This window comes from Flavobacterium gelatinilyticum, from assembly GCF_027111295.1.
GTDB lineage: Bacteria > Bacteroidota > Bacteroidia > Flavobacteriales > Flavobacteriaceae > Flavobacterium > Flavobacterium gelatinilyticum.
Window position 1 is genome coordinate 3,011,426 of the sequence record NZ_CP114287.1, and the last position, 12,950, is coordinate 3,024,375.

10 protein-coding genes and 1 tRNA gene are annotated in these 12,950 nt (G+C 35.2%); 3 read left to right on the top strand and 8 right to left on the bottom strand.

Annotated features, from left to right (window positions below; translation table 11 throughout):
- Positions 1-354: 354 nt before the first annotated feature.
- From OZP11_RS12730 to OZP11_RS12755, 6 genes are all read right to left on the bottom strand, one after another.
- The gene (locus OZP11_RS12730; protein WP_281230940.1) at positions 355-2,454 is read right to left on the bottom strand and encodes a peptidylprolyl isomerase; all 2,100 of its coding nucleotides are present in this window, start codon (positions 2,452-2,454) and stop codon (positions 355-357) included.
- A gap of 108 nt (positions 2,455-2,562) precedes the next feature.
- Positions 2,563-3,822, bottom strand: a complete 1,260-nt coding sequence (locus OZP11_RS12735; RefSeq protein ID WP_281230941.1) for a hemolysin family protein — start codon at positions 3,820-3,822, stop codon at positions 2,563-2,565.
- Positions 3,823-3,824: 2 nt separating this feature from the next.
- Positions 3,825-4,019, bottom strand: a complete 195-nt coding sequence (locus tag OZP11_RS12740; protein ID WP_281230942.1) for a hypothetical protein — start codon at positions 4,017-4,019, stop codon at positions 3,825-3,827.
- A gap of 3 nt (positions 4,020-4,022) precedes the next feature.
- Positions 4,023-4,583 carry an LPS export ABC transporter periplasmic protein LptC gene (lptC, locus tag OZP11_RS12745; protein WP_281230943.1) on the bottom strand — a complete coding sequence of 187 codons (561 nt, stop codon included), beginning with the start codon at positions 4,581-4,583 and terminating at the stop codon, positions 4,023-4,025.
- A gap of 51 nt (positions 4,584-4,634) precedes the next feature.
- Positions 4,635-5,864: a BamG family beta-barrel-assembly machinery protein gene (bamG, locus tag OZP11_RS12750; RefSeq protein WP_281230944.1), complete on the bottom strand. Its 1,230-nt coding sequence runs from the start codon at positions 5,862-5,864 to the stop codon at positions 4,635-4,637.
- A complete protein-coding gene (locus tag OZP11_RS12755; protein WP_281230945.1) occupies positions 5,857-6,591 on the bottom strand; it encodes a type III pantothenate kinase in 735 nt (244 codons plus the stop codon). Before OZP11_RS12755 ends, bamG begins: the two co-directional genes overlap by 8 nt.
- Positions 6,592-6,690: 99 nt before the next feature.
- Between OZP11_RS12755 and OZP11_RS12760 the strand changes: the two genes are divergently transcribed.
- The 3 genes from OZP11_RS12760 (at position 6,691) to OZP11_RS12770 (ending at position 8,784) form a co-directional block, all read left to right on the top strand.
- A tRNA-Phe gene (locus OZP11_RS12760) sits at positions 6,691-6,763 on the top strand.
- Positions 6,764-7,048: 285 nt separating this feature from the next.
- Positions 7,049-8,545: an MFS transporter gene (locus OZP11_RS12765; protein ID WP_281230946.1), complete on the top strand. Its 1,497-nt coding sequence runs from the start codon at positions 7,049-7,051 to the stop codon at positions 8,543-8,545.
- A gap of 11 nt (positions 8,546-8,556) precedes the next feature.
- Positions 8,557-8,784, top strand: coding sequence for a DUF6814 family protein (locus tag OZP11_RS12770; protein ID WP_281230947.1), 228 nt, complete (start codon positions 8,557-8,559; stop codon positions 8,782-8,784).
- 114 nt (positions 8,785-8,898) lie between these two features.
- On the opposite strand, the gene OZP11_RS12775 is transcribed toward OZP11_RS12770, so the two are convergent.
- Complete coding sequence (locus tag OZP11_RS12775) at positions 8,899-11,772, bottom strand: alpha-amylase family glycosyl hydrolase (RefSeq protein WP_281230948.1); 2,874 nt, start codon at positions 11,770-11,772, stop codon at positions 8,899-8,901.
- Between the two features lie 85 nt (positions 11,773-11,857).
- On the bottom strand, positions 11,858-12,940 hold the full coding sequence (locus OZP11_RS12780; protein ID WP_281230949.1) for a SusE domain-containing protein: 1,083 nt from the start codon (positions 12,938-12,940) through the stop codon (positions 11,858-11,860).
- Between the last annotated feature and the right edge of the window lie 10 nt (positions 12,941-12,950).

Genomic DNA, 12,950 nt, shown 5'->3' on the forward strand with positions numbered 1-12,950 from the left:
TTCCATAGATATGATTCTCAATCTTGGAATATACTTTGGGCTTTCTTCTAAACAGTTTAAACATAGATAATAAATGCCTGATTTTAAAATATTTACTTTTAATTCGTTTCAGATTTTTCTTTAAAATGATGGTAATAGGAATTTTACTAGTTACAACAAAAATTCGGACAAATTAACTGTAATATTTTGAAAATCACAAATTTTTTAAATTATATTTCTATTATTCCCATATAGTTAAGTTAAATACATAAATATTTTACTACATTCCATTTTAAGCTGCTATTTAAGAAAGAAAAACCCGAAACATTCAAAAAGAACGTTTCGGGTTTTTTATTTTGACTTATTTACTAAGAACTAGTAATTGAATTGTAATCTGTTATCTTCTATTTTAGCGTTAGCTTTTAGTGCTGGTAAAATTCTTCCTGCGTCTTGTGCGCTTTGAGCTTTTACTTTTGCAGCATATTCAGCATGGTTTTGAAGAGCAGCAGCTTTAACAGTACTGATGTTTTTTACAACATATACTCCTGTATTTCCTTCGATTGGAGCAGATACTTTGTTAGCAGCCAAAGCAAATGCATTACCCACAACTTTAGGCTCTTGTCCTACACCTCCAGGTAAAACCGGATTATCAAGTGTAACATCTTTTGCTTCCTGTACAGCTACACCAGCACTTTTAGCGATTGCTTCAATGCTTGATCCTGTCATTTTAGCTTTTAAGATTTCAGCTTTTTTCTTGTTTTTAAGGATTGGTTCAACATAAGGTCTTGCCATAGTTACAGAAACTAAACCTGATTTGTTTTCATTTTTGTATTGAGCAATTACGTGACCAATGTTAGCTAATTCAAAACGTTTTACATCTCCTGTACCTGTTTCTTTATCAAAAGCCCATCTTACGATGTTTCTTTGGTTTCCTAACGAACCAAACTGCTCATCCATAGCTTTTACAGAAACCGGACCTTCAACTTTTAATCCTAATTGTTTTGCTGTAGCAGCAAAATCTTTGTCTGCAGCTTCCATTTCGAATTTAGTAGCTAAAGTAAATACTTTATCAGAAGTAGCTTCAGAAGGCTCGATTTTTTGAGCGATTGTAGCTAAACGAATTCCGTCTTGTTTGTCTGTAATTTTGATAATGTGGAAACCAAACTGAGTTTCAACTAAACCAACTTTACCAATACCGTTGTTGAATACAAAATCATTGAAAGGTTTTACCATTTGATTTGGACCAAAAAATCCTAAATCACCACCTTGCTGTGCAGATGAATCATCAGAGCTTGTAAAAGCAAGCATCATGAAACTATCCGGATTAGCCTGAACCTGAGCTAAAATTTGTTCTGCTTTAGCTTTTGCTTCTTCTTTAGATCTTGTTTCTCTTGGGTTTGGAGTCTGAGACCCTTCATAACCAATTAAGATATGACTTGCTTTTGCGTTAACTCCAGCTTTAAATCCTAATGATTTAGAAATACAGTAGTATTTTCCGTAAACGTATGGTCCGTAAACTGAACCTGCAGGAAGGCTGAATAATTTATCAGCATCTACAGCAGGAAGACTGCTTTTTGGCACATAAGTAGAATCGTAAGGAATATCAGAATTTGCGTTTACAAATTCAGCAATATTCGTTGCATTTTTAAAACCTGGCAATGTATCGTTTTTAGCTGTTTTTGCATTGTAAACAACACTTCCGTTTAATAATGAAGCCACTTTAGCTTTAATTTCAGCTTCGTCTTCTTTAGAAGCTTTATCTTCAACTAGTACGTACTGAATTTCACGAGTTTCATCTGCTTTGAATTTTTTCTCGTTTTTCTTCATATAATCTACGATCTCTGAATCAGAAATTTTCACTTCACTGTCTTTAATAGAAGAGTACAAAGCTCCTGCGTAAGCAAAATTTACTTTGTTTGCTTCCATTTCATACTTTAACTTTCCTTCACTAGCAGTTGTGTAAAGTCCGGCTTTTACTAAAGTATTGTAAATTTGAAATTTCGCGTTTAATTCAGCATCTTTTTCTTTGTCAGCAATATATTGAGCCGCTTCAGGATTTGCTTTAAAGTAGTCTTTAAATTTCACTACATCAAAAGCACCTGCTGCATTTAAAAACATTGGGTTTTTTCCAATATTCGGATCTGCTTTTAAAACTTCAATTAAATGTTTTTCACCAACTCTCAATCCTAATTTGTCAAATTGAGTTGACAACAATGCGATTGAAACCTCCTGATCCCAAACTCTGTTTGCAGCTTCAGTGGAAGTAATTCCCTGACCACTTTTTTCAAGATTACTAACTTTAACTCTAAAGTCTTCAAATGAAATATCTTTTCCATCGATGCTTCCTACATCTTTCGAACTTTGACTAAACGTACCTTTTCCGATAAGATCCTGGATGATAAATGCAAATAACGCAAGTGCAATAACTCCTATCAATAAAGCGGAACGCTGTCTAATTTTTGCTAAAACTGCCATTTTTATTGTTGTTAATTTTATATTCAGTTTGCGAAAATACAATTATCTAGTTAATAACAATACAACTAGGGTTTTATTTTACACAATTTTTTTTATTTATTTAAAAATTCACTCTTTTATTGTCAATTTGACGACTTCAATTTTCTTATTTGACGCCTCTTTTATTACAAATTGAAACTTATCAATACTTATTTTCTCACCTTTTTGCGGAATTTCCTTTGTAGAATTCACAATAAAACCGCCCAAAGTACCATAAGAATCCTCTTCAGGAATCATCAGTTTGTAAGTTTCATTAAGATATTCAACATCTAAACGGGCTGAAAACAGATACTTACCTTCTCCTAAATCCTGTTCTATTAACTCTTCGTCTAAATCGTGTTCGTCTTCGATTTCACCAAAAAGTTCTTCTACAATATCTTCAATCGTAATTATCCCCGATGTGCCTCCGTATTCATCCAGTACAACGGCAACGTTTTTTCTTTTTTTTATTAAAAGGTTCAAAGCATCTTTTATCAAAATTGTTTCGGGAACAAATTCAACTGTCATTAAAACCGATTTTATCGTCTGAGGCTTTTTGAACAAATCAAAAGAATGCACATACCCCACAATATCATCAAGCGAATTTTGACTTATTAAAATTTTAGAATAACCAGTCTCAACAAAAAGCTCCTTTAAATCCGTAACCGAATCAAACAAATCTATCGCAACAAGCTCTGTTCTTGGCGTCATAATGTCGCGGGCTTTTACTCCCGAAAATTCTAATGCATTTTGAAAAATCTGAATTTCAGAATCAACTTCTTCATCATCTTCAACAGAACTCATCTGCTCAGTTATATAATTTCCGAGTTCGACTTTACTGAAATACAGCTGTACCTGATCGCCTTCTGATTTAAAAAACTTTTTAAGAATAAAATCAGAAATCCAGATGAAAAATGTCGAAACGTAATAAAAAAACCTGTAAAACAGATACGCCGGAACTGCGAAAACCTTGATTATAGAATTGGCATAAATCTGAAAAAAGACTTTGGGAAAAAATTCGGCTGTTATTAAAACAATAAAAGTCGAAAGCAGGGTCTGAATTAAAAGTGTAGTGGGGTATGAGAATTGAAATCCCAGATCAGTAATGCATTTTAAAACGAGATCCCCCATGTAAAATCCATATACGACCAATGCCAGATTGTTTCCAATAAGCATTGACGCGATAAATTTTGAAGGATTTTCAGTAAGTTTTGTCAGGATTTGAGAAAGAAAATTATCCTGTTTTTTTTCAATCCCAAGATAAATTTTGTTTGAAGAAACAAACGCTATTTCCATTCCCGAAAAAAAGGCAGCTAGTATTAAACACAGTATTATAATACTAATTTCCATTTTTACTTGTTTTTATTACGATCATCCATCTTTTTAAGAAATCTTCTCCTGAAGAAAAACATAAAAATCGCCATTCCGGCAATAACAAAGCTCAAAGGATAACCTTCGTTTCCTTCATTAAACTTTACTACTCCGTCGTAAATAAAATAAATCCCAAAAAGGATGTAAACGTATTGTGTGTATTTTAAATAACCCATAATTTATATTTTATCATCTGATGATTCAATTTCACCGCTTATACGCTGTGAATTAATCACTTTAAAATCTTTGCTAAAGTCAATTCCCTGCCCGTAAGATACTCCTTTTGCATCTGTAAGCCTGAATTTTCTTTCGGTATAAAACCATTCATTTTTCTGATCGAAATACAGTTGTTCTGTTTCCAGAACCTGTCCTTCTTCAGATGTAATTTTTACTTTACCTATTAAATCAATTATACCTGTGTTTTTATAAGAAACGGCATAATTGGCAAGTATATAGGTACGTTTCTCTTTTTTATCATACAAAGTAACATCAATACCCTTTGGAAATTCAGTAAAAGGAAATTCGAGATTGGAATAATCAAGCATTTTTGGACTGATCAAAACAACTGTAATTCGTCCTGAATCTGTATACTTTATATTAACGGTATCTGCATCACTGCCGGGAACGAATTCTGAGAAGTTAATTTTCTGAACTTCTTTAAAATTACTTTCGCATCCAAAAAACAGTGTCACAGCAATAACTGTGACAAGGCTTATTATATATCTCTTTGGTAAATTCATTTGCCAAAAGTAGTAAATTGTAGTGAGCTTATAAAGATATAAACTTAGGTTTTAGTTGAATTTGCTCTTCACAAACCATTTATCGTTAAATGAGAATCCAACACTGAAATTCAGGTAGTTTTCCTGAACCAGATCTGAAGATGTCGTTCCTCTTTTTCCAAATTCAATACCAATGTTTATATTTGAAAAAGATCCGGTGATAGGAATTCCGGCTCCTATTGTCATTCCCACATCTTTAATTGACTCGTTATTAACCATAAGACCAATTTTCTCATATTTTAAACCGGCACGATATGTCACTCTGCTTAAATAACTGGTGAAAGAGTTATAATTTGGAATATAATAACCTCCCACGGCATATTTTGCATAATTTTCATACTTCACGTTCTGCGAAATATTGTAGTAATTTGCCAGCTGTCCTTCTCCCTGAAAAGCCAATGTTGTTCCCACAAGCCATTTTCTTGCTTCACCAATACCGGCACCAATAGTAAATTTACTTGGTAATTTTAGTTTTTGAGACGGCGGTGCACCATCATAAGGATCCGGATCACCGCTTACTGTAATTTGACTTGTAATATCTGAATTCAAATCACTTCCAAAACTATAACTCATAGTTGTGAAAAGGGATAATTTTTTATCGATTTTAGTCTGATACATCGTTCCGATATTGAAATTAACACCAGATAATGTAGATGTATTTACCTCTGTTGTACTGCTTTCAATGCCTGTTACAGCCTCTATGCTTGTAGTGGTAATTTTTCCAAAATTATACTGAATATCAGCACCAATATTCCAGTTTTTTTTGATTTGATAAGCCAAACCAAAATATACTTTGTTCAAACCTCCTTTTCCTTCGAGCTGTGCACTTGTAGCTCCCGGTGTAGCAGTATTGTCGTTTAAGATTTTATACCCAACCGCAGTTAAAGGTACTAAACCAAAAGAGGCACCGAATTTTCCCATCGGGATTCCAACTGCCAAATAATCAAAAGTTGTTCTTTGTGCTTTCTCAGATTGTGAAGTAGTTTTTAGGTTAGAAGTAGCAAAAGTACCTCCTACCGCAAAAGTTGTTTGTCCCAAACCGGCATAACTTGCAGGATTTTCAATATTCAGGTGAATACTGTCCTGCTCCACTGCAACTCCTGCCATAGATCGAAATTCAAGTGTTCCTTTGAATCTTGCATCACCAATTCCGTAAAAAGAATAAGGCGAGGCTGTACCTTGCTGTGCAAATGAAACGAACGATATAAGCAGACAAGCGCTTATTATAATTTTTTTAATCATTGTCGATTTTATATTGATATGTTTGGTTCAAACTCTCCAAAAGGAAATTTGAATTGGCAAATATGGTATTTTTTAATCGTTTAGCCAAAAAATCTGTATCACCACCCGTTAAAATTATTATAAAATTTGAAAACTGTAAGCGATATTCATCGATAAAACCATCAATTTCATAGACGAAACCATTCACAACCCCAGAGTGAATCGCCTGTCCCGTTGAGTTTCCTATATAACTTTCGGGAATCTCTAACGTTAATAACGGCAGTCTGGCGGTAAAATTATGCAGGGATTCGTATCGCAGACGAAGGCCGGGAGAGATCGCGCCTCCTAAATAATTATCGTTTTCGTCGATAAAATCGTAGGTTATGCAGGTTCCGGCATCTATAACTAATCGGTTTTGCTTTGGGAACTGCAGCGTTGCGCCGGCTGCCAGAATCATTCTATCTATTCCTAATGTAGTTGGTGTAGCATACTTATTATGGAAAGGAAAAATATCTTCATGTGTAAAAAAATGCACTTTCAGCTGTTTTTCGAAAGCCAAAAAAGATTCTTTTTCGATTTTTCCGACTGATGCCGCAACCAAATCAGAACATTTTGGATGTTTTTCTAAAATTTTCTGAATTTTTTCTTCAAGTTCTTCTTTTCCAAAAACAAAATTTTCCAAAACCGTATTTCCTTCAAATACAGCAGCTTTAATTCTGGTGTTTCCTATATCAACCGCTAAAATCATCTTTATATTTTTACTTATGCGAAGATACGAATAGATTTTTTTTAAAAAATGTTTTGCACAAATCAAAAATGGTTATATATTTGCACCCGCAATAAGCACGGTACCTTAGCTCAGATGGTAGAGCAATGGACTGAAAATCCATGTGTCCCTGGTTCGATCCCTGGAGGTACCACGAAACCCGAATAGAAATATTCGGGTTTTTTGTTTTTAGTGCTTTTTTATCTAACCGCAGAGGCAACAGATGCTTCGCAAAGGTTGGCAGCGTTTATCTGGCTTTGCGAACCTCTCCGTTTTTTCTTTGTATGATTTACAGTAAAACCTTTCTACTTCAAAAAAGCAAAAGTCAACAAATAAATACTTTTTGTTAAAAAAGTATCAACTGAATAAAAAATTATCTTATATATTCGTAAAACAGTATTTTTAGTTTCTAATAATTATTAAGAACACAAATTTGTTTATGAGTAAAACTTCTACTAAAGGAATCTGGAAAGTCATTTCAGCTTCTTCGATGGGAACTATGATTGAATGGTATGATTTCTATATTTTTGGAAGTTTAGCTGTTGTCATTTCTACCAAATTCTTCCCAAGCGATAATCCAACTGCTGCGTTTTTATCTACTTTAGCCACTTTTGCCGCGGGTTTTGTTGTAAGACCTTTTGGTGCGTTATTTTTTGGCAGACTGGGCGATATCATTGGTCGAAAATATACTTTTATGGCTACGCTGTTATTAATGGGAGGTTCTACTTTTTTAATTGGCTGTATTCCCAGTTATGAGTCTATAGGCTTTTTGGCCCCTTTACTGGTTTTAATTTTACGTTTATTACAAGGATTAGCTCTTGGAGGCGAATATGGAGGCGCGGCGACTTATGTGGCAGAACATGCTCCATCCGGACAAAAAGGATATTGGACATCATGGATTCAGACTACGGCCACTGTAGGGTTGTTTATATCCTTAATGGTGATTCTCGCAACTAAAAATGTACTTACTGCCGAGGCTTTTGATTTGTGGGGATGGCGTGTACCGTTCTGGGTTTCTATTGCAATGGTTGGCGTATCGTATCTTATCAGAAAAAACATGGATGAATCGCCTGTTTTTGCCAAAGCAAAAAAGGAAGGCACAACCAGCACCAATCCGTTAAAAGAAAGTTTTGGAAACCGCTATAATTTAAAATTTGTTTTGCTGGCTTTATTCGGAGCCACCATGGGGCAGGGAGTCGTTTGGTATACCGGACAATTCTACGCTATGAGCTTTATGAAAACGGTAATGAACGTAGATTCTTCTCAGGTCGACAGTTTACTTGGAATTGCATTGTTATTAGGAACTCCTTTTTTTATAATATTCGGATGGCTGAGCGACAAAGTAGGCCGAAAATATATTATGATGCTGGGAATGCTACTGGCAATTTTGTTTTACCGGCCTATCTACAGAATGATGTACAATACGACTGATGTAAAACACAAAACTGAAATTGTACAAAAAACCACTCAAAAAACAGAAAACAACGTAAATAATGATAAAATAACCATCATTTCTAAATCCTATACCGATGGAACTACGTATGTAGAAAAGAAAACAGATTTTAATGATAAAAAAGAATCGCAGACCAGTACTATAATTACCATTTGTCCTGCCGATAAATGGACATTAATTTTTCTGGTTTTCATTCAGGTTATATTTGTTACAATGGTGTATGGTCCAATAGCTGCTTTTTTAGTTGAAATGTTTCCAACTAAAATCAGATATACTTCGATGTCGCTTCCGTATCATGTTGGAAACGGGATTTTTGGAGGGCTTCTGCCCGCGATTTCGACTTACTTTGTAACACACGCCAAAGCATCAGGAAAAAGCGATTTTTATCTGGATGGACTTTGGTATCCTATTATCATTGCTTCGATCTGCTTTGTAATTGGAATGATTTATATAGACAATAAAAATAAAATTAATCATCTTTAATATTTAAAAACATGGATAAAATCAAACAGGCATTAGGCGTTTTATGGGTTATTTTAGCAGTTGCGGCCGCTTATTTCTGCGTGTTTGAATTTGGATTGCCTAAATTATTATCGGATCAGCAGGATGATTTAGTTTTTGGAATTATTATTCTTTTTATCCTGACGCCTCTTATTGTTTTGGGCTTAGGAACTTTTGGGTATTTTGCGGTAATTGGAGAATATAATGACAACAAGAAATAACAAAAACAATAAACAACTAAACCAGAAAAGGGCTGTCTATTTTTCAATAGAACAGCCCTTTCACATTACTAACCAAACCAAATTTTTAATCTGTCAGATATATTTTTTTCAGGTTTACTTTTTTACCAGTTTTACAACCTGAGTTTTATTGTTTGCATCAAAAGCTTTAACGATATACAATCCTGTCTGTAAATCGCTTACTCCAAACTGAAAATCTTTATTATTATTTGGAGCAAAAGTTTTTACCAATTGTCCTGAAACTGAGTACACTTGAACTTTAACAGCTTCAAAACTCAAAGTAAAATAGTCTGAAACCGGATTTGGGAAAAGACTTACTGTATTTCCTTTTTCAAAATCTTCGATTGCCAAAGTTGCTGTTTTGTTGCCATAAATTCTGTATTCGCCCGGTGTCAGATTTATTGGCGCACTTGCATTTGTAACAGTAATAGTAGTATTATCCATCAAATTATACCAGGTTCCGGTATACGGAAATCCGGTTGCAACATTTTGAGCCGTAACATCAAAATTCGCCAGAATCAAAACATCTTTTAATTGTGCTGATGTCAAATTAGCATTGGTAATTTTTATATTTACTGTTAATGAATTCGCATTCGGAATTACAGCCGTTCCAGAAAATACCGGTTCCACCGTTTTAAGCGTGATCATTTTTGCCCAGTCGTTGTAAATTTTATTACGGTTTGAATCTCCCAGCCAGTTTTCTGTCCATTGCGGCTGCGGTTTTGTATCTAATTTACAATCTCCTGCAGTTGTTCCCGATTCATCATTTACAGTACCGTTGTTACAGGTAAAAATAGAATCATCCATACCTAATTCCCCAAAATGCCAGATCATTTTTGGTCCCGGAACCAATAAAGAAACTGCTCCAATGGCAGACATTCTTGACAATGCCGTATTTAGTGTTTTTACGCTGTAAGTTCCACCCACAGCACCATACTGCACATTTTTATACATTAAACGTTCTTCGTCATGACTTTCAGCATAACCCATTAAACGATTTGCCGTAAAACCACGGCTTGAACTTGTCATTCTCGAAATATTACTGTCTGAAGAATATCCCATAGACAACTGATTGTAGGGATTTGTCATTTTTCCCCACATCATAATTCCTTTACTTGGGCTTTCGTCAATTTTATAATCGGCCCATTGTTTTTCTTCGGCATCACTTCCTAAATGTTCAAAAATTGTGTAATGCGTTGGATCTAAACTCCATGAATAATCGGCGTATTGTTTCAGGATATCTACCCTGTCCTGCTGATAGGCATTGGTACAAGTTTCATCTGATGCTGTGCAAGCCTGTGTAAATCCTTTGGTTAAATCCCAGCGGAAACCATCAATTTTATACTCTTCGATCCATTGTTTAATAACACGATTCACATAATACTGCGTTTTTAATGACTGGTGATTAAAATCTTCTCCAACACTATAAGTATGTTTTGCAACGGTATTAAAATATGGGTTTTCAACTGTTGGCGCTCCAAAACCATCTCCGTCAGGATCATTCATCCACATTCTAACCATTGGATTTCTCCCGAAAGCATGATTCAGTGCAACGTCAAGAATAACCGCAATTCCGTTTTGGTGACATACATCGATAAGTTCTTTTAATTTATCCGAAGTTCCGTAAAATTTATCCAGTGCCATATGAAATGAGGTATTATACCCCCAGCTTTCATTTCCTTCAAATTCCATTACAGGCATTAACTCGATAGCGTTTATTTTCAGGTTTTTGAAATAATCAATCTTATCGATTAAGCTTTGATAATTTCTTGCCGCGTCAAAATCACGAACCAAAACTTCGTATACAACCAGCTTTTCTTTTTCAGGTTTTACAAAATTGGTCACTTTCCAGTTGTAAGGAGTCTGCCCTGTTTTTAAAACTGTAACTTCAAATTGCTGGCCTGCCGGATATGAGGGTAAATTTGGATATGAAGATGAAGGAATCCAAGGATCATCATAAGGAGACAGAACCAATGTAGAATAAGGATCAGCGGTTTTTACCATCGCCGGCGAATTTGCAAGCGGTGTTGTATCGACTACCCAATACTGATAGGTATTGTTAACACCCGAAACCAATCCGGTTAATTCTAACCAGAATTTCTGTGATACAGGGTCTTTTTTCATGGCATATGCCGACGTTGGCTGCCAGTTATTAAAACTTCCGGCCACGTAAACAAAATCTTTTAAAGGAGCATCCAAAACTAATGTTGCTTTTGTAACATCAGCAGGATTATAGTTGATTCCGTCTACTAAACCTGACGGCATATCCTGAGAAACGGTATTTGGATTTACAATAACCGAAAATTTCTTTGAAATTGTAGTCGAACCCTGAACCGCAATCAATTCATAGGTTTGGTTACCTGTAATATTTGTATGTGTATACGAGTAACTTGCTGTACTTGTATTGGTATTAATAGTCGTTCCGTTTGCTTTTAAAGTATAGCTTGCCGGTCCGTTTGTATTGGATGCTGTAATGACAAAGTTTGCACCGGAAGAAATAATTGAAGTGCTGTTTTCGATTGGTGAATTCAGAGAAACCTGAAAAGTTCCTACTTCAACTAAAATATCTTGTGACTTTTTATCGCCGTTTCCATTTTTAGCTTTGATCAAAAAACCAATTCTTCCAATTCCTGTAGTATTATAGTAAGTAGTTGGAACAATTGTTTTGGTATATGTATCGGTTGCAGCGTTATAAGTAAACTTACTTGCCTCGCTTGACGCATCCCATGATCCGTTATTTGGAGTTCCTTTTTGGGTCATATCGTTGGTATCAAAAGCCCACGCCCACATGTACAAAGCGTTTCCTGTAACTCCCCAGGTACCTTCGTTTATACTGTTTCCATTGATAGTAATGGTAATTGAAGCCGTCTCATCAAAAGTAGACGGACTTACTGAATAGGTTACGTTTTGCTGCTGTGCAAATGAAAATGCAGTGAGCAGTAAAAATAGTAATAGTAAAGTTTTTTTCATAAGGATAGTGGTTATTGGTTAGGAGTCAGCCTGATTAAAAAAGGGCTATCTGCTGATAGCCCTTTTTCAGTTATTAACTGAAGTTTTATTGATTTGGAATCATCAAATAACTTCCGTCTAAATCATTGAAATAAATTACATATTTAGATTCTGCTACCGGTATATTATCACCAGCACCACCACCTGAGAAAGGAGTTTTTCCACCCCATGAAACATCCCATGCATTGTTTGCTCTAAATTTAGCTTCTCCTTCTTTTAATGAAGTAACGCCTAATGACCAAGCATGTGCATTGAATCCTGATTTAACCAATGCTGTTGATGCATCCCAGCCTCCTGCAGTACTACTTCCAATGATACCAACAGTTGAATATGTTGGTGCTGCTGCACCGTCAAAAGCTTCTAAAGTATATTTTAAAGATTGCGTGTTAAACTTCAAAGTATAATATCCATCTGCCGCAATTGTAAATTCACCTGCGTTGTCTTTAATCTCAATTGTTCCCTCTCCAGATCTTCCTAATTGAGAAGCCCAGCTTCCTTTTTCAGAAATCAATTTAAAGTTACCTGCCTTAAAGAATCCTGTAAATTTGTATTGAGTTGCATCTGTACCATCTCTGAACATTGGCTGGTGGTTAGTATCAACATTGTTATCCCATCCTCCGTCTACAGCTGCACCAATTAAGTACCAATCTGTAAATTCATAAGTAACCAATCCTGCATAAGGAGTAATAGTTAATTTTATAACATTTGAATACTGAACATTCCCACCTTCTCCAAGGTATGATTTAATACGAACATCAGCATCCTGAGGATCAAATGGTGTCAATCCGGAGTTCATTGCAGCTGTATTAAGCTCACTAACAGTTATAGCTTGCATATTATCAGGTGATACAGATAGAATAATTGGATTTTTAAAATCTGTTCCTGATTTTGCAATTTCAAGTTCGTAATTCACAACAATTGGAGCACCTTGATATTGTGCGTCGCTCCATTTAAAAGTTACTGCTACTTCGTCGGCTTCCGTTTCATCCAAAACAAAAACTGTCCCTTCCGCAGGAGTTTCCAGTACAGATGCACTTGAAGGCGTCACCACTGTAATATCATCTGAATTACATGCCCCTGTCGACATTAACAGCATCGCAAAGATGCCTAATTTGAATATATTTTTCATGTTTCTGATA